Raw genomic sequence first — 17,942 nt, 5'->3', positions numbered from 1 at the left:
CGGCCGATTCTGAGGCCGTCGAGCCCGCGAAGTGCATCGTTGAGCGATCCGGTACCGAAATCGGCCGATTATTTCAGCTCACCAAAGCCTATTTGTGATATACGTTTGTACAACGAAACAATGCGGCCCGCCCGACTCCCACTCGCCGTCCTCTGTTGTACCCTCCTCGCGCTGGCCGGCGTCGCCGTCGTCGTCGGCGCACCCCCGCCGACGTCCCTCTGTGGCGTCTGTGGCCCCGGAGTCGTCGACGACTCCGAAATCGACGGGTCGACCGGACCCGGCACGCTCGACATCTACGTCGACGAAACCGGCGACTCGCTCTGGAGCGCCCGCGTTCCCGTCACCGATTCGACCGCCGATCGCTACGGGGCCAACGAGACCGCACTCGAGTCCGCAGTCGACGACGCCTGGGTAACACCGCATGCGGCCGGCGGCGACGTTCGAACCGTGGCGTCGACCGTAGATGACGGGGCCGTTGTCGTGAACTACACCGTCAACGACGTCGCCCGGCCGGGCGTCGGCGACGCCTGGCTCGTCGATTACTTCGCGGACGTCGCGTCGAACACCCGCTACTCGGTGACCGCCGAGCGGGTGACGATCCACGCACCCGACGGAACGGTCGTCACGAACGATCCCGCCCACGCCAGCGTCGACGGGAACACCGCGACGTGGACGCGAGACGACGGGTCCGCGTCGGGCGGTGATTTCAGTCGGCAAACGTACGTCACCTACGGCGAAGACAGCGTCCGCGGCGCCGCAAGCGGCTACGCGACGATCGGTCTCGAACGCGGCCCGCCCGCGCTGGAACGGGGCGTTCTCGGCGGCCTCCTTCCCGGAACGCTGCTCGTGCTCGCGGGAGTCGCGGTCGGTCGCTACGACCCGGGTCGCGAGACGCTTTCTCCGGCGACCCTCGAGCGGCTGTTCGTCGCGGTCGGAACGCTCGGTGCGGTCGGACTCCTCGCCCTGAGCGTAGCGGCGACCGGTCGACCGCTCAGTCCCGGACTCGGCGCGCTGAGCGCACTCGGCATCGGGTACGCTTCGATCGGCATTGCGGCTCGGCGGAGCACCTACCGACATACCACTCGCGGATTGGCCGGCATCGCGGGGCTCGTGACGCTGGGAACCGGCGTGTTGCTGTGGATCTTCGGCGGAGCAGTGGCCGTCATCGCGCTCCCCTTCGCACTGGCTACCGCGTGCTTCTTGCCGCTCGGGCGCGTTTCGACGAACCGTTCGAAGCCCGCCTTTGCGGCGCTCTTCGCAGTGCTCCCAGCGCTCGCACTGATCGCCGGGGCCGTCTCCCTGGCGTTTCTCGTCTCACCGGCGGGGCTCGGCGTGATTCTCTACTGGCTCCTGTTGGCGTTCTGGGGCGTCCTCATCGTCGCGTTCGGTTATCCGCTCGGCCTCATGGGCCGTCGGCTCGCCGAGGCGGAGACGCCGGCAGAACCGTGATCGTGTCGATACGAAACGAATCGTCCGCGAACGCCCGACAGTACCCACTACGTCGACGGAATATTTTCTTCCGAATCGACGCTCACTCGGTCGTGAATATGGCCCTCGCGAGCGGTCAGATGCTTCGGCGTTCGATCGTTTGCTACCGCCAGTACCTCCGCGACGATACTGTGGGCGATCTGGTAGGGAGAGCCGCCGCCGAGATCCAGCCCGATCGGCGTGTACAGCCTCGAGAGCGTCTCGTCGTCGAACGATCGGCCTTCCTCTGTAAACTCCTCGAGCATCTCTTCGAAGCGCTCTCGAGGCCCCATCAAGCCGACGTAGGGGACCCCGGAATCCAGTAACTGCTCGACGGCTAACCGATCGTCGATGAAGTTGTGGGTCATCACGACCGCGTAGGTTCGGTCGTCGAGATCGATCGCCTCGTCGACGGCTGCCGGAGCGGTGGTCGTCGTCGCGTCGGCGTCCGGAAACCGATCCGCGAGATCGACGCTCCCCCGAAAGCCGACGACGGTGACGCGGAAATCGTTTTTCGCGGCCAGTTCGGTAACCGGCCCCACGTCGTGACCGGAGCCGAAGACGACCAGTTCGTCGGGGGCCGCGAGACCGTCGATGAACACCGTGAGCCGTTCTCCGCGGTGGGTGATCTCGACGACATCGGCCCGTCCGCGCTCCGCGAGGTCCGCCGCGGGCTCGGCGAGCGTCTCCGGCCAGTCCGTCGCTGGTTCGCCGGCCGGCGTTTCGAGAGCCGCCGCGGTCGGCCGGTAGTACACCCGGTCGCCGCGCCGGAACGAGTCGCCGTCTCCTTCGAGTACGGTGAGCACGGCGACGTCTCGCCCGTCGACGACGGCTTCGACGGCGGGACGGTAGGCGTCGGTCAACGGCTCGAGCAGGACGTCGATAACGCCGTTGCAGCCGACGCCGAGTCCCCAGACGTCGTCTTCGTCCTCCATCAGGTCGTAAGTGACCAGCTTCGGTCGGCCGCGCTCGCGAACCGACTGGGCTTCCGCAAGCAATTCGTCCTCGAGACAGCCGGCCGTAATGCTGCCGACGCCGTCGCCGGCTTCGTCGAGGAGCATCTTCGCGCCCGGCCGCCGGTACGCGTTCCCCTCGACGTCGACGATCGTCGCGAGGACGTCCGTGCCGTCCGCGTCGAGTCGTTCGTGAATGCGCTGTACAACCTCGGTCTCCGGTACGCTCCAGTTGCTTTGTGTCATTGATCGTGTTCTGTTTCGGTGTCGCTCAGTTGGTTCGTGTCACTGGTCGGCTTCGGTTTCGGTATCGTTCGGTTGCTCATCGGACTCTCCGTCTCGATCCGATCGGTCGGTTCTCCGTCGTTGCATACCCCGTTCGAGACCCGCGGCCTCGTCGACCATCGTGTACACCTTCCGAACGCCCGCGTCGTGCAGATCGGTTCCACACGCGCCGGCCCGAACGGCCTCGCGAACGCCTTCGGGATCGGTCACCGCGGCCCCGGCGAGCACGTCCACGCCGGCGTCGAACGTCGGTTCGGGGAGCACGGAGGCCGTCGCGCCGATCAGGACAACCGTCGCCGTCGCCGGTGCGGCCTCGAGATACCGCTCGAGGCCGCCGTAGACGAACGTTGAGCCGGTGATGAAGACGACGTCCGCGTCGGCCATCGCCGCGGTCGCTTCCGACGGCCGGAACGTCGTGACGCGGACCCCGTCGGGTGCCGACACGGCCCCGACGTCGCGGCGTTCGATAACGCGGACGTCGACGTCCGAGAATTTCCGAAACGCGGGTCTGAAAACGCCGACCGTCGCGATCGTATCGACGCTCGGCTCCACTAGCGCCATCGGATCACCTTCGCTCCAGTCGATGAACGGCGCCGACAGCGCGTTGACTGTCGCGACGCCCAGCGCGGTCTCGAGTGCGGTGGCGTCTCCGTTGTCGGTTCCGTCCGCACCTTCGCCTCCGTCTTCGTTCCCACTCGAACCGTCACCCTCGTCGAAATCAGTGAACGTGTCTCCGGGACCGCAACTCGCCCACCGAAGGAGCGTCTCGAGGTCCGTCTCCGCTACCGACGCCGAATCCCCGGGCGGCCGGTGGGCGAGGCCGGACGCCCGCGTCCGTTCTTCGGAACCCGCCGTTTCAGCGCCGACCCGAGACGCCCCGCTCACGCCCGACAGTTCGACCATAACCACCGAGTCGCCGATCGTGACGCGTTCCACTGCGGCGTGCTCGAGAGCCCCGACGGAACGGAGGCGGTCGACGACGGCCGGAAGGATCGGGTCGATCATTCCCGACCACCGCCGTCGGACCGCTGTGAATCGGGACCGTCTTCGGCCCGGACGCGGCGCGGATCGTGTTCGTAGCCGACGGGGCCGTCCACGCCGTATCGCTCGAGCTGTCGGGCCGCCTCGGCCAGATCGGTCGGTGCTGCGAAGCCGAACAGCCCGTCGACGTAGGGAAGCGCCGTCGCCATCCCTCGAGAGCGGGGTTCGTACGCCGGCGACACCGCGAGCGGGTTGAGCCAGATGATCGCGTCGGCTCGGCCGGCGAGCCAGGTGATGCCGTCCTCCAGCGTGTCCTGATCGCCGACGTCGAGCCCGTCGCTGACGATGACGACGACGGTGCGTCGGTCCACGGCGTGGGGGTAGTCCCGCCGGAGCGTGTCGAACGCGCCGCCGATCTGCGTGCCGCCGCCCCACTGGATTTCGGCGTCGCGCAGCGCGCGGGCCGGATCGCCGTCCGCTCGATCGAACTGTTCGGTCGCCTCGACGAGGTCCGTGTCGAACAGGAACACGGACCCCCTTCGTGCGGCGTTCTGGACCCGTTCGGCGACGGCGAGCAGCGTTTCGCGGTCGATCGTGTCGAGGACGGAGCCGCTGACGTCGAGCAACAGACAGCAGCGGAGTTCGCTCGGAACGGCTTCGCGGGTCGGGAGATCCATCGCCGTTCCGCCCGTGCCCAGACTGGCCCGGAGCGCTCGCCGGGCGTCGATTCGGTCGCCAGCGACGGCGAGACGGCTGCGCCGGCCGGCTATCGTCGACAGCGCATCAACGAATCGATCGACTGCGCCGGCCTCGGTCTCGGCTAACGTCACGTCGGCGGCTGCGACGGGTTCGCGCCTCCCGACCGCGCTGTACAGCCGCGCGTCGTCGTCGCCGTCGGCGTCCGGACGCTCGCCGGTCGCGTGCTTGCGCCCGGTCGCGAGACGAACGTCGCTGTCGGCGGTTTCGGGCCCGTCCTCGGAGTCGGGAGACGGGAGCTCGGCGTCGGAGAGCGGGTCCGATCCCGAAAGCTGTGCCGCGGGCGAATCGGCCGCGTCGGTCTCCGTTCCGTCGGGCGACGGCGAGTCGTCGTGCGTCGAGATCCGGTCGATTCCGGTCCGCAGGCGGTGCCAGAACGTCGGGAACTCCGCCTCGAACGCGTCGCGGTCGCCCGATCCGGTGAGCAGCGACGCTCGGAGCGCGTCGGCCACGTGATCCCGGTCGTCGAAGCCGACGACCGCGAGCGCCCGCGCCCCCTCGAGCGCGCCGGAGGCCGGGACGCTCGCCCCCTCCTGGCGGAGCCGACCGACGAAGCGAACGAGCTCCGTCAGGACGTGCTTGCGCGCGGCCTCGAAGTCCGGCGTGGCGTGGCCGTGGCGTTCGGTTGGACGGTCGAGGCCGTCGTAGTCATCGGTGGCGTCGCTCTCAGCGTCGATTCGATCGGACTCCGCGGCAGTTTCGGACGGGTTCGGATCCGGGCTCATGTGTCCGTATCGGTCGGTTCGTCCCGGTCACGGGCCGTCGCCGCGGCGTCGCGAAGCTGTTCCAGCAACGCGGTATCGACCCGGCTGACGTCTTCGACTTCTTTCAGCAGACAGCCGATCGTGCGCTCGATCTCGGCCGTCGAAAGCGACTCGCCGTCGCCGTCCGCCCGAAGCGTCGCGACCGCTCGAGCCCAGTCGAGCGTCTCGGCAACCCCCGGACGTTTGAGGAACGACTCCTCGCGGAGGCGTTCGACGACGGCACACACTTCGGCCGCGATCGCGGCGTCGAGTTCGGGCACTTTGCGAGAGACGATTTCGTACTCCGTTTCGAACGACGGCGGCTCGACGTGGAGGTACAGACAGCGCCGTTTGAGCGCGTCGCTGAGACCGCGGGTTCGGTTCGAGGTGAGGACGACGACCGGCGGATTGTCGGCGCTGACCACGCCCAACTCCGGAATCGAGACCTGGTAATCGGAGAGGAGTTCCAGCAGGAACGCCTCGAACGCCTCGTCGGCCCGATCGATCTCGTCGATCAGCAAGACCGGCGACCGGTCGTCTCCGGCGGTGAGCGCGCGCAAGAGCGGGCGCTCGAGCAGATACTCGTCGTCGAAGATGGAGCGGGGGCTGTCCTCGCTGCTCGCGTTCGGGTGTTGATCCCTGTTCCCAGTCCCGTCCCCGCTCCCGCTTCCGTTCGGATCGCTGACGGCGGAATCGAGATCGGTACCGGATCCCGCCTGTGCGTCTGGATCGGCCACTTGACCGTCGGCCCGCGTTCCACCGGCGACCGTCCCCTCGTTCGACTGCACCGCGAGGAGCTGTTTCGTGTAATTCCACTCGTAGAGGGCGTTCTCGGCGGTCAGCCCTTCGTAACACTGGAGGCGGATCAGCTCCGTCTCGAACCCCTCCGCGAGGACCTTCCCGAGTTCGGTCTTTCCGCTGCCGGGCGGCCCCTCGACGAGGAGCGGCCGCCCGAGCTGTATCGCAAGGTAGACGGTCGTGATGAGCCGATCGTCCGCGACGTAATTCTGCTGCTCGAATCGCTCTCGCAGCGTCGACTCGGAGATCGCTTCGAACGGTTCGGTCGGCGACTCGCCCGTCATGTCGCGGTCAGTTCCTCGTCCTCGCTGGTCTCGAGATACTCGTCGGGGTCGGTCCGGAACGCGTCGGCGCAGCCGTGACAACAGAAGTGGTAGACGGATCCCTCGTGGGTCACACTCGGGGCGTCTCCCGGCTCGACGGTCATGCCACAGACGGGATCGATAGCCGATTCGTCAGCCGGCTCCTGCGTCGGCTCGGTCGCCGTCGTCGCTTCCGTCGCCGTCGTCTCGCCTTCGTCGGTGCCCCCACAACGCGAGGCAGTTTCCGCCCCGTTCTCACCGTTCTCGACCGCATCGTCCGCGTCCGCGGACGGAACCGCCGTCGAAGACTCGGCCGACTCCTCGGCACAACGCGTCGCCGACGCGGTTACCGCACCCGCGCCGGTACCGGCCCGCACGTCGATCAGTTCGGCGAGCACGCTCGCGGCGATCTCCGCTCCCGTGGCGGCCGAGATGTCGACGCCGGCCGGGTTCGTCACCGCCGTCCGAACCGTCTCGGGGTCTCGATCGAGGAGGCCCGCGGCGCGATCGACGACGGTGCGTGCGCGCACGTTGCTCGCCACGAGACCGATGTACGGCGCATCCGCGAGCACGCCCGCGGCGACCCCTCGAGCGTCGTACTCTCCCATCGAGGCCACGACGACGAACGGGCCGGAGCCGGCGACCGCGTCGGCGATCGCCGCCGGCTCGAGCGTGGTGAGTACCGCGGCCTCGCTCGGGAGGCCGTCGGCTGCCGGGGTCGGCTCTGAATCTCTCTCTTCTTTCTCCGCTTCCCTCTCCTCCCCAGCCTCCGCCTCCGGATCAACAACGGTAATATCGACATCGAGCTCGCTCGCCAGTCTGGCCAGCGAACGAGCGATCTGTGAACCGCCCACGATGAGGAGGCTCGTCGACGGGACGATCGGTTCGACGAACACCTCGAGGGTCCCCTCGCTGTGACACGTCATCGGAAAGGCGTCGAGTCCCGGGCGGTCGATCTCGTCGGGATCAGGTGCGAGACCGAGCAGCCGCGGATCGCCGTCTTCGATGGCCGCGCGGGCCTCGCTACGGACCCGCGACTGTGCGCAGGCGGCTCCGCCGACCCACCCGGTGAGGTCGCCGTCGCTCGTGATAAGCGCTCGATCGCCGACGTTGGCCGAGATCGGCCCCTCGCGCCGGACGACGGTCGCCCGGGCGTAGGGTTCCCTGCGATCTGCCAGGGCGCGCTCTCGCCGGTCGAGATCGCCGTCGGTCACTGCGGCGGCTCGATCGCTTGCATCGGTCGGTGACTCGGTATCGTCGGTGTCTGGTGGTGGTGTGTCCGGTGTCATTTCGGTGGCATCAAATCGGATTCGGCGGCGAACGCGTCGGCGCTGGCGGTTGCCGACGCACACGTCAGGTCCGCCGGTGATCTGCGGGCGGAGACCCCCGTCTCAGTCTCGCGGCCGAGCATCGGTCAGTCGTCCGCCGCTTCGTCGCTCCACTGGCCGTCGAACTCGAGTGCGATCGCGTCGGCGGGATCCGCGGCGAGTCCCGCCTCGTCGAGTTTCTCCCAGACGACGTCGGGCGTCATCGGCATCTCGATGTGGCTGATCCCGCCGTGGGCCATGGCGTCGACGACCGCGTTGACGATCGCCGGCGGCGAGCCCACCGTCGGCGACTCGCCGACGCCCTTCGCACCGATCGGATGGTGGGGCGACGGCGTCACGGTGTGGCCGGTTTCGAAGTTCGGAATCTCCATCGACGTCGGCAGCAGGTAGTTCATGAAGTCGCCGCCGGTGACGTTGCCGTTGTCGTCGAAGGTGACGTGTTCCATCATCGCCGTCCCGATCCCCTGGGCCAGCCCGCCGTGAATCTGGCCCTCGATGATCATCGGGTTGATCCGGTTGCCGCAGTCGTCGACGGCGACGAACTTCTCGAACTCAACCTCGCCCGTCTCGCGGTCGACTTCCACGACCACGATGTAGGAACCGAAGGGGTAGGTCATCTCCGGCGGATCGTAGTAGTTGACCGCCTCGAGTCCCGGATCCTCGCCGGCCGGCTTGTTCATGTACGCCCCGGCCGCGATCTCGGTGATCGATATCGAGCGATCCGGCGCGCCGGCGACGTGGAACTCGCCGCTCTCGCGGTCCCACGTGATGTCCTCCTCGGCGGCCTCGAGTTCGTTGGCTGCGATGGCTTTGGCCTTCTCGCGGACCTTCCGCGAGGCGACGGCCGCGGCCGCCCCAGCGACGGGCGTGCTCCGCGAGCCGTACGTTCCCAGGCCGTAGGGGTCCGTATCGGTGTCGCCGTGTTCGACCGTGATGTCGTCGACGTCCATGCCGAGTTCCTCGGCGACGATCTGAGCGAAGGTGGTCTCGTGGCCCTGGCCCTGCGTCTGGACGCCGACGCGGACCGTCGCGTTCCCCGTCGGGTGGACCCGAATCTCCGCGGAGTCGAACATCTCGACGCCGGCGATGTCACAGCTCTTCCCGGGTCCTGCGCCGACGACTTCGGTGAACGACGAGATGCCGATGCCGAGCAGTTTGTCGGCGTCGGTTTCGATCCGGCGCTGCTGTTCCTCGCGGTAGTGGTCGTAGTCGGCCATCTCGAGGGCCTTGTCGAGCGCCTTCTCGTAGTCGCCGGAGTCGTAGTTCCACCCCGTCGGACTCTCGTAGGGGAACTGCTCGGGCTGGATGAAGTTCTTCCGCCGGATTTCGGCGGGATCCATTCCGAGCTCGTCGGCCAGCACCTTCACCATCCGTTCGATGAGGTAGACAGCCTCCGTCACGCGGAACGAGCAGCGATAGGCCACGCCGCCGGGTGCGGTGTTGGTGTAGGCGGCCGTCAGCGTGCCGTAGGCCGTGTCGATGTCGTAGGATCCGGTGAAGATGTTGAAGAACCCGGCGGGGAACTTCGACGGCTGGGCGACGGCGTTGTACGCGCCGTGGTCCGCGAGCACGTCGGTTCGAACCGCCAGAATCTCGCCGTCTTCGGTCGCGGCGAGTTCGCCCTGCATATCGTAGTCGCGGGCGAAGCCGGTCGACTGGATGTTTTCCGAGCGCTCCTCGACCCACTTCACCGGCTGCTCGAGGACGTACGACGCCGCCGCGGCGACGACGTAGCCGGGATAGATCGGCACCTTGTTGCCGAACCCGCCGCCCACGTCCGGGCTAACGATCCGGATCTTGTGTTCCGGAATCCCCGAGACCTGCGCGAATAGCGTGCGGTGGATGTGCGGCGCCTGCGAGGTCATGTGGACCGTCAGCTTGTCCTTCCCGGGGTCGTAGTCGCCGACGGCACCGCAGGTCTCGATCGGCGCGGGGTGGAGTCGCTGGTAGAGCATCTGCTCCGTGACGGTGACCGGTGCCTCGTCGAACACCTCGGCGGTCGCTTCCTCGTCGCCGGTCTCCCAGTCCAGACAGTGGTTGTCCTCCTGGCCCTCGATATCGTCCCTGATCAGCGGCGCGTCGTCCTCGAGCGCGTCCGCGGCGTCGACGACCGGATCCAGCACGTCGTAGTCGACGTCGACCTTCTGCGCGCCGTCTTTCGCCGTGTACCGATCGGTCGCGATGACCGCGGCGACCTCCTGGGACTGGAACTTGACCTTGTCGTTGACCAGGACGTCCTGGGTGTCGTCCATCAGCGTCGGCATCGTCGCGAGATCGTACTCGAGGAGGTCGTCCGCGGTGAGCACGGCGACGACGCCGTCGACCTCCAGCGCGCGGGACTTGTCGATGTCCTCGATCCGAGCGTGGGCGTGCGGACTGCGGACGAGTTCGCAGTGGAGCATCCCCGACTTCTTGATGTCGTCGACGTAGTTGCCGCGGCCGGTGATGAACCGCTGGTCCTCCTTGCGTTTGACTTCTTCACCCATTCCGCCGCGGCCGTGGCCGCAGTGTTTCTCGGGTTGGGGACCGCCGTCCTCCGCTTCCGCGAACCGTTCGGAGTCGCTGCTCATCGGCGTTCACCTCTCGAGGCGGGATCGGAGCCACGGTCGCCGTCGCCGTCCCCCTCCGCCGCCGGCCCGCCACAGCAGTTCTCGACGCCGCAGTCGAACTCGCCGTCAGCGTTGGCGTCGGCGTCGATCGCGACTCCGCCGTCCGCGGCCGCGATCTCTCCGTGCTCGAGTTCCTCGGCGGCGTACTCGATCGACCGAACGATGTTCTGGTAGCCGGTACACCGACAGAGATTGCCGCTGATCGCTTCCCGAATGTCGGCTTCGCTCGGGTTCGGATTCTCGTCGAGCAACGCCTTCCCGGCCATGATCATTCCCGGCGTGCAGTAGCCACACTGCAGGCCGTGTTCCTCGCGGAACCCCTCCTGTAACGGATGTAACTCGCCGCCGGCTTCGGGGAGGTCTTCCATCCCCTCGACGGTCATGAGGTCGCTCCCGTCGGCCTGGGTCGCGAACATCAGACAGGACTTGATCGGCTCCCCGTCCCTCAGGACGGTACACGCCCCGCAGTTGCCGGTGTCACAGCCGATGTGGGTTCCGGTCAGGTCCAGTTCCTCCCTGATCGCGTGGACGAGCAGCTGCCGAGGCTCGACCTCGATCGTGTGTTCGGTTCCGTTGACCGTCAGCGTGATCTCTCGTGTGTCTGTCACTGTGTTACCCTCCGTTTGACCAGTCCGGCGCGTTCGGCGGCGTCGCCGAGTGCGCGCTGGGTCAGGACGTTTACCATTCGTTCCTTGTAGCCCGCATCGCCGTGTTCGTCGGACTCGGGATTGGACTGTTCGGCCGCCAGTTCGCCGGCGCGTTTGAACAGGTCGCTTCCCGGCCGCTCGCCCTCGAGGTGGTCCTCGGCGTCCGTCGCTCGGACGTTCGTGATGTCGACGGCGGTGAGCCCGATCCCCGCGCGTTCGATCCGTCCGTCGTCGTCGAGGACGAGCCGCGCCGCGGAGCCGGCCATCGCGTAGTCGCCGACCTTGCGCTTGAGTTTGTGGTAGGCGCTCCCCTCGTGGGCCGCCGGCGTCGGCACGCGAAGCTCGGTGAGGAGTTCGTTCTCGTCGAGGGTCGTATCGTAGGGCAACAGGAAGAACTCGTCCGCCGGAATGGTCCGCTCGCCGTCCGGTCCGTGCGCGACGACCTCGCCCTCGTGGGCGAGCAGCACGCTCCCCCAGTCGCCCTTCGGGTCCGCCTGCGCGACCGCGCCGGCGACGGTGCCGCGATTGCGGATCTGCGGGTCCGCGACGAGCGGGGCCGCGTCGGCGAAGCTGCCGTACTTCTCCTGGATCACGTCGGCGTGCTCGACGTCCGCGTGACGCGCGAGTGCGCCGATCCTGAGCCAGTCGTTGTCCTCCTCGAGATAGTCGAGTGCGTCGATCTGATTGATGTCGATAACGGTCTCCGGAACCGCAAGTCGGAACCGAAGCATCGGCACCATACTCTGGCCGCCGGCCAGGATCGCCCGGTCGTCCAAGCTCTCGAGGAGGCTCACCGCCTCTTCGACGGTTTCGGGTTCGTGCTGTTCGAACTGTGCCGCTTTCATAGCATCCCGCGGATCCGGTCTGTGATCCCCGAATCCGTCTCTTCGACGTCGCTCATCTGGCGCTCGATATCACCGAAGAAGTTGCTCACGATCTTGTTCGCGACGGGCTCGATGACCCGCGACCCGAGCTGGGCGATCCGTCCCGAGATGTCCGCTTCGGTCCACCACTCGATCCGCGAGCCCTCGCTTCCTTCCAGCGGATGAATCTGCATCCCCGACTCCATGCTGAAGCTGCTCCCGCTCGCCGTCCCGCTTCCGGTGGCGGTCATGATGAACTGCTCCTCGTCGCGCTCTTCGATCGTCACCGTCGTCTCGAATCGAGGTTTAACGCTGCCGACGCCGACCTGCATCAACGCGGCGTACTGCTGTCCCTCTTTGAACGCGCGCTCGGCGACGGCCTCCGGATCGGCTTCGGGCAGCGTCTCGAGGTTCTCGTCGGGTTCGTACTCGTCGTAGCTGAAGTCGTCGTCCATCGGCGTGATGTACCGACAGCCCTTCAGCGAGTTCCTGACCGCGACCGGATCGGAGAGGACGATCCACGCCTGTTCCGGTGGGACGTCCTCGAGTTCGAATTCGCCGTCGAACTCCATTACGACCACCCGATCCGCGTTCGCCGTGGCCGTCGTGTTCGTCGTAGGCCGGTAACGCTCGCCGTCATCTTTTATAACCCTGCACTATGTGCATACTATTTACCACACCATGTGTTATACTGTGCCACACAAATAAACGTTAGTGCTTTTTAATGATAGATTCCAGCGTCCGCTCGGGCGACTACCGAACGAGAAGCCACGCGACGGCGTGAACCTGGGAAACTCGAGTCGATGATCGAACTCACACGGTCATCGTCACACGGTTATCGATCGCGGTTACGGACTTCGCTCGAGCGGATAGCACGGAAACACGGTCGGGAGCGTCTCGAGACCGAGCGCGCCTACGAACGCGGCGGCGAAAGAACGAGACGGCCTACTCGTCGTCGAGTTTTTTGACGATGATCTGTCCGTCTTCGACGTGCCACTCGACTCGGTCTCCGGCGCCGACGTCGAGGAAGTTGCGAACTGATTTCGGCACCGTCGTCAGGTTCTTTTCGGAAACCTTCGTATTCGTGAGCGTTCCCATCGTCGGGCCGTAGTACCCTAGTCAATACATAGCTTACGCTATACCCCGGAGCGGGGGCGGGTCACCCGCTCGACTGCCAGCGATGGGCTCCGCCGTCGGAGGCCTTGGTGAAATCGAGGTCGTATCGGTCGGATTCGACGAGCACGGGACCCGGAACGTACCGGTCGTCCACTCCGGCGACCGGCGTGAGAAGGTCCCGATCGGCCATCGTCGAGAGCACGTCTCGAACCGTTCCTTCGCGACCGGGGATCAGATTCGCTTCTTCCATCACGCCGTCGACGTCGACCTGGCCCTGCAGAAATGCCAGTCGGATCGCCGACACCCACGCCGGTTCGCGCTTCGTTTCCCGACACATGAAGGGGTAGTCGACCGGAATGCTGTTATAGTTTCTGACGGCACACTCCACTCGGATTATATGATTGTAGCTATCCGGTGGGGCGACCACGAATACTCGTACGGACGGAGAACGGGATAGAAACCAGCAGTCGGCGGGCCAGACGATTGGGCCGGTGGCCGATACTCGAGCGGCTCGGCGAGCGAGACCGGCGGTGGCGTAAATCGGCTACTGATGCAGGGGCTTTTCCGACATCTCCTTACGGAGTTCGGACAGCGCCGATCGGGAAATCTCCCCTTCGAACGTCTGGAGCAGCGCGTACACCTCCGCTCTGGAAATCTTGACGTCGCCGTCGCGGATGACGTCCTCCGGACGCTCGCGGAGTTCGCGCATCGTTCCCACCGCGAGCAGGTACGGAATCGCCCACGCCGCGAGCTTGTTGCCGTGGGTCTCGGGGACGACCTCGAGATACCGGTGTGCGTCGTCGAGGTAGGTCTCCGCTCGCCCGGTGACCCGTTTAATGACGTTCGTGACGCCCCGGTGATTGGACTCGTCGGTAACCCGCTCGACGTCGACGTCCTCCTCGTCGAGCCATTCGGCGGGCAGATAGACGTTGTTCTCGTCGTGGTAGTCCGACTCGACGTCTTTGGCGATGTTGACCAACTGCAAGAGCAGGGCGAACGACCGGGCGTTCTCCCGCATCTCCGCGGCTCGCTCCGGGGACGCCCCACGGGCGACCAGCCCGGTGATGAGCGTTCCGACGGTGCCGGCGGCGTACCAGCAGTACTCCTCGAGTTCCTCTAAGGTCTGCAGGCGGAGGCCGCCCTCGTCGGCGTACCGATCGGTGAACATCGCCATCCCGTCGACGAGTTCGCGGACGGGGTCGCGCATGATTTCGCGCGGTTCCTCGTCCAGGGATTCGAACGTCCGCACGACGCGGGGGGTCTCGGCGACGACGTCCCAGTCGTCCGTTCGGTCGTCGGGAATCCAGGGCTCGACGTCGTCCATAAACGCCGAGGCGGTCTGGTCGGTTTCCGGATCGAGCAATCGGTCGTACGTCGTTAGCAGTTCTGTCTGCGTTTCCGGCGGAATGTGTCCCGCGTCCTCTATCGTGTCAGCAACTCGACAGAGGAGGTAGCCGATACAGATCTGTTTCGCCATCGGCTCCTCGAGCCGATCGATAGTGATCGAAAAAGTCCGCGAAACGCCGTGAACGGCGTCGTAACACCACTCGAGATCGGCGTCGGTTGAAGGTTCGGTCTGGCCCGTGGTCATCTACTCGATTTCACTTTGTCCCCATCCCGGAAAAACACCGCGGTCCCGGCGGGTCGTTCCGCACAGAGCGCTTGTCGAGTACCTTCCGTACTCGGATCGACCGTCACCGCCCTGTAATTCACAGCGACAGTCCGGAAAATTATTAGGTCCTGCGAGGTGATGAAAGGAGAGCGCTCGAACCCGCCGGTCGATTCGATTTGCAATCGACGCCCAGCGTGCTCCGACACCACGGCTATAGCGGGCGGGGACGAACGGCATCCGTGACCCGAACGGTCCTCGTTGCCGGCGCTCACGGTCAGGTCGGACAGCATCTCACTGAACAACTCGGCGACGGCGAGCACGTAGCCAGAGCGATGGTCCGCGACGACTCCCAGGTCGGGGCCATGGAGTCGCTGGGTGCCGACGAAACGGTCGTCGCGGACCTCACCGAAGCCGTCGATCACGCAGTCGAGGGCTGCGATTCGATCGTTTTCGCCGCCGGCTCCGGCGGTGAGAACGTCTACGGCGTCGATCGCGACGGGGCGATCAACCTGATCGACGCCGCGGAAGATCGCGGCGTCGACCGATTCGTGATGCTCAGTTCGATGGGGCCGACGATCCCGAATCGGGGCCCGACGCGCTCGAGGAGTACCTGAGGGCCAAGGCCGAAGCCGACGAGTACCTTCGGGACAGCGACCTGGCCCACACGATCGTCCGCCCCGGCGAGTTGACGACCGAATCCGGGACCGGGCGGATCCGGGTCGCCGACTCGCTCGAACTGGGCGACGGCGATATTCCACGCGAGGACGTCGCACGGACGCTCATCGCGACGCTCGAGCGCGATAGCCTCGTCGGGGAGACCTTCGAGCTGCTCGGCGGCGACGAACCGATCGAAGCGGCGCTCGCGGCGATCGGATCGGACTGAGACCCGACCCGGACGACGCCGGTCGCCGAAACGCCGCCGGCCAGAGATAACAATAAAGAAGCGACGGCTCGATAGCTCGAGCATGGACTTTGCACTCTCGGCCGAGCAACAGCAGATCCGGGATATGGTATCGGAGTTCGTCGACGAGGAAATCGTTCCCGTCGCGGACGAGATCGATCACGACGACGAGTTCCCCCACGACCTCATCGACGAGATGGCCGAACTCGGGCTGATGGGAATGCCCTTCCCCGAGGAGTACGGCGGTGCCGGGCTCGACTATCACTCCTACGCGATCGGCCTCGAGGAGATCTCCCGCGGATCGGGCGGGGTGGGGACGATCGTCGCCGCCCACACGTCGCTCGCGGGGAACATGCTCTACGAGTTCGGCGACGAGTCCCAGAAGGAGGAGTACCTGACGCCGCTGGCGGAAGGCCGCGACGTCGGCGCGTTCGCGCTTTCGGAAGCCGGAGCGGGCAGCGACGTGCCGGCGATGGAGACCACCGCGGAGAAAGACGGCGACGAATACGTCGTCAACGGCGGCAAGCTCTGGATTTCGAACGGCTCCGAAGCGGAGACCGTCACCCTGTTCGCCAAGACCGACCCCGAGGCGGGCAACAAGGGCATCTCCTCGTTTGTCGTCCGGCCGGAGGAGGACGACGGGTTCATCGTCGAAGGGACGGAGGAGAAACTCGGTGACAAGGGCTGTCCGACGGCCGAACTCCGCTTCGACGACATGCGAATTCCTGAGGACCGCCTGCTGGGAGAGGAGGGCGAGGGCTTCGTCCACGCGCTGAAGACCCTCAACGGCGGCCGCATCACCATCGCGGCTCGCGGCGTCGGGATCGCTCGCGCAGCCTTCGATGAGGCCCGTGACTACGCCAACGAGCGCGAGCAGTTCGGCCAGCCGATCGGCGAGTTCCAGTCGATCAAACACAAGCTGGCGGATATGGACATGAAGATCCAGGCCGCTCGGATGCTCATGCACAAGGCCGCGGACAAGAAGATCCGCGGCGAGAACTACATCAAGGACGCCTCGCAGGCCAAACTCTACGCCTCCGAAGTGAGCCGCGAGGTCGCAAACGAGGGAATCCAGATCCACGGCGGCTACGGCTACACCAAGGACTTCCCGGCCGAACGGTTCTACCGGGACGCCAAACTCAACGAGATCTACGAGGGGACCAGCGAGGTGCTGCGAAACACCATCGGCGATCAGCTGCTCGACGAAGCCTGAGTCGGGGTTTCATCACCAGCCGCAATCGGAATCGGAACCCGAAACCGATCACGTTCGACCTGTTCACGCCTCTTCTCCGTCGTCCTCGAGACACTTCCGTACCCACTCGTAATGCTCTCGCACCCGCCGTTCGCCGCCCTCGGTGAGCGCGTACGCGTCGTGGATCCCCGCAGTCCGTTTCTCGACAAACCCCGCGTCGACGAGCGCCGACAGCGAGCCGTAGAACGACTTCGGCTCGAGGTGATCGTCGTAGTGAGACTCGAGGCGCGATTTCAGCTGTTGGCCGCGCAGTTCGCCGTCGTCAGCGGCGGCCAGCAGGAAACAGATGTCGCGGCGACGGCCGCTTCTGAGCCACTTGGACATGTACGCGTTTCGGCGCGACGGCCGCTCGAGCGTTTCGGTTCGGGTTCGTCGCCGGCTTCCCGTCGATCTCAGGGCCGAACGAGCGCTCGAGCGCCTTCGGCGAGGAGGGCCCACGCGACCCCGCCGACGACCGCGACGCCCGCCAGCAGCGAGGCGCCGACCTCGAGGAAAACCGTGCCGCCGTGGGGATCGAGTTCGTGGCGAAAGAGCAGCCAGCCGTCGGGGTCGCCGATCACGACGGTTCCCGAACCGACGGCCAGCGAGGCGAACACCGCGCCGACGAGCGTGATCGTCAGGACCGCGAACGTACCGACGGCGCCCGAAACGAACCGCGAGAGGGCTCGCATTCCCGGCCGTCGACGCACGTCGCCGGCGCTCGAGCCGTCGGCGTAGATGCCGAACCCCTGGGCGTCGTCCGCAGGCAGCGGACCGACCCGGCCCTCCCGCGGATACTGGAGGAGGACGCCGGCCATCCAGAGGTCGCCGATCGAACCCGCCGCGTTGGCCGCAAGCGGCACGATCAACAGCGGCGACGGGTAGACGATCATCGCCGCCAGTCCGACGGTCGTAATCGTAACGAACGGGGCCAGCAGGGCGACGAGCAACTGATTTCGCGTGTAGCTCACCCGTTCGGTCTCGGCGTACGCGTACGGCAGCACGAAGTAGGCGACCCCGACGCCGTAGCTCGGCGTGCCGCCGTAGCGGGCCATGACCACGCCGTGTAGCAACTCGTGGGGGACGACGACGAGCGCGACGAGTCCCGCTGCGACGACGAGCCAGACCAGCGCGTCGGTCGGTCCGAACACCGGCACGAGAATCGGCTCGAGCGTGCCACCGAGGAGCACCGCGAGGACGTGACCGAACGCGTACGCGGCGGCGACGAACCCTACCACTGCGACGACGAGCCACCGGAGCGCCGTCGCTCGCGTGCGGCGGACCGTCGCGACCAACTGGGGGGTGGGGCTCTCTCGAGGCGACGGGCGACTCACGGCCGAACGCTCACAC

16 protein-coding genes and 1 pseudogene are annotated in these 17,942 nt (G+C 66.5%); 3 read left to right on the top strand and 14 right to left on the bottom strand.

Annotated features, from left to right (window positions below):
- Positions 1-120 precede the first annotated feature (120 nt).
- Positions 121-1,449: a hypothetical protein gene (locus tag GS429_RS19265; protein WP_160067200.1), complete on the top strand. Its 1,329-nt coding sequence runs from the start codon at positions 121-123 to the stop codon at positions 1,447-1,449.
- Between the two features lie 47 nt (positions 1,450-1,496).
- On the opposite strand, the gene GS429_RS19260 is transcribed toward GS429_RS19265, so the two are convergent.
- The 12 genes from GS429_RS19260 to GS429_RS19205 form a co-directional block, all read right to left on the bottom strand.
- A complete protein-coding gene (locus GS429_RS19260) occupies positions 1,497-2,666 on the bottom strand; it encodes an XdhC family protein (protein WP_160067198.1) in 1,170 nt (389 codons plus the stop codon).
- Positions 2,667-2,705: 39 nt separating this feature from the next.
- Positions 2,706-3,710 (bottom strand): Rossmann-like domain-containing protein, encoded by a 1,005-nt coding sequence (locus tag GS429_RS19255; protein WP_160067196.1) that lies wholly within the window; start codon positions 3,708-3,710, stop codon positions 2,706-2,708.
- Positions 3,707-5,167, bottom strand: coding sequence for a VWA domain-containing protein (locus GS429_RS19250; RefSeq protein WP_160067194.1), 1,461 nt, complete (start codon positions 5,165-5,167; stop codon positions 3,707-3,709). Before GS429_RS19250 ends, GS429_RS19255 begins: the two co-directional genes overlap by 4 nt.
- Positions 5,164-6,267 (bottom strand): AAA family ATPase, encoded by a 1,104-nt coding sequence (locus GS429_RS19245; RefSeq protein WP_160067192.1) that lies wholly within the window; start codon positions 6,265-6,267, stop codon positions 5,164-5,166. Before GS429_RS19245 ends, GS429_RS19250 begins: the two co-directional genes overlap by 4 nt.
- Complete coding sequence (locus GS429_RS19240) at positions 6,264-7,574, bottom strand: XdhC family protein (protein WP_160067190.1); 1,311 nt, start codon at positions 7,572-7,574, stop codon at positions 6,264-6,266. Before GS429_RS19240 ends, GS429_RS19245 begins: the two co-directional genes overlap by 4 nt.
- A gap of 125 nt (positions 7,575-7,699) precedes the next feature.
- Positions 7,700-10,183 (bottom strand): aerobic carbon-monoxide dehydrogenase large subunit, encoded by a 2,484-nt coding sequence (locus GS429_RS19235; protein WP_160067188.1) that lies wholly within the window; start codon positions 10,181-10,183, stop codon positions 7,700-7,702.
- A complete protein-coding gene (locus GS429_RS19230; protein WP_328821493.1) occupies positions 10,180-10,830 on the bottom strand; it encodes a (2Fe-2S)-binding protein in 651 nt (216 codons plus the stop codon). The genes GS429_RS19235 and GS429_RS19230 overlap by 4 nt, the downstream gene beginning before the upstream one ends.
- On the bottom strand, positions 10,827-11,714 hold the full coding sequence (locus GS429_RS19225) for an FAD binding domain-containing protein (RefSeq protein WP_160067186.1): 888 nt from the start codon (positions 11,712-11,714) through the stop codon (positions 10,827-10,829). Before GS429_RS19225 ends, GS429_RS19230 begins: the two co-directional genes overlap by 4 nt.
- Complete coding sequence (locus GS429_RS19220) at positions 11,711-12,304, bottom strand: SRPBCC family protein (protein WP_160067185.1); 594 nt, start codon at positions 12,302-12,304, stop codon at positions 11,711-11,713. Before GS429_RS19220 ends, GS429_RS19225 begins: the two co-directional genes overlap by 4 nt.
- Before the next feature lie 373 nt (positions 12,305-12,677).
- Positions 12,678-12,830 carry an AbrB/MazE/SpoVT family DNA-binding domain-containing protein gene (locus GS429_RS19215; RefSeq protein WP_160067183.1) on the bottom strand — a complete coding sequence of 51 codons (153 nt, stop codon included), beginning with the start codon at positions 12,828-12,830 and terminating at the stop codon, positions 12,678-12,680.
- Between the two features lie 61 nt (positions 12,831-12,891).
- Positions 12,892-13,185 (bottom strand): hypothetical protein, encoded by a 294-nt coding sequence (locus GS429_RS19210; RefSeq protein WP_160067181.1) that lies wholly within the window; start codon positions 13,183-13,185, stop codon positions 12,892-12,894.
- Positions 13,186-13,392: 207 nt separating this feature from the next.
- Positions 13,393-14,439, bottom strand: a complete 1,047-nt coding sequence (locus GS429_RS19205) for a phytoene/squalene synthase family protein (RefSeq protein ID WP_160067179.1) — start codon at positions 14,437-14,439, stop codon at positions 13,393-13,395.
- Positions 14,440-14,699: 260 nt separating this feature from the next.
- Between GS429_RS19205 and GS429_RS19200 the strand changes: the two are divergent.
- A pseudogene (locus GS429_RS19200) lies at positions 14,700-15,343 on the top strand (SDR family oxidoreductase).
- An 82-nt stretch (positions 15,344-15,425) separates the two neighbouring features.
- On the top strand, positions 15,426-16,574 hold the full coding sequence (locus GS429_RS19195; protein ID WP_160067177.1) for an acyl-CoA dehydrogenase: 1,149 nt from the start codon (positions 15,426-15,428) through the stop codon (positions 16,572-16,574).
- Positions 16,575-16,637: 63 nt separating this feature from the next.
- Here GS429_RS19195 and GS429_RS19190 read toward each other — a convergent pair whose 3' ends face one another.
- Both GS429_RS19190 and GS429_RS19185 read right to left on the bottom strand, forming a co-directional pair.
- Positions 16,638-16,937 (bottom strand): helix-turn-helix transcriptional regulator, encoded by a 300-nt coding sequence (locus GS429_RS19190; RefSeq protein ID WP_160067175.1) that lies wholly within the window; start codon positions 16,935-16,937, stop codon positions 16,638-16,640.
- A 68-nt stretch (positions 16,938-17,005) separates the two neighbouring features.
- A complete protein-coding gene (locus tag GS429_RS19185; protein ID WP_328821492.1) occupies positions 17,006-17,926 on the bottom strand; it encodes a DUF3267 domain-containing protein in 921 nt (306 codons plus the stop codon).
- Positions 17,927-17,942: the final 16 nt, after the last annotated feature.

It is taken from the genome of Natronorubrum halalkaliphilum, from assembly GCF_009834785.1.
Taxonomy (GTDB): Archaea; Halobacteriota; Halobacteria; order Halobacteriales; family Natrialbaceae; genus Natronorubrum; species Natronorubrum halalkaliphilum.
This window is presented reverse-complemented; position numbering and strand designations above follow the sequence as displayed.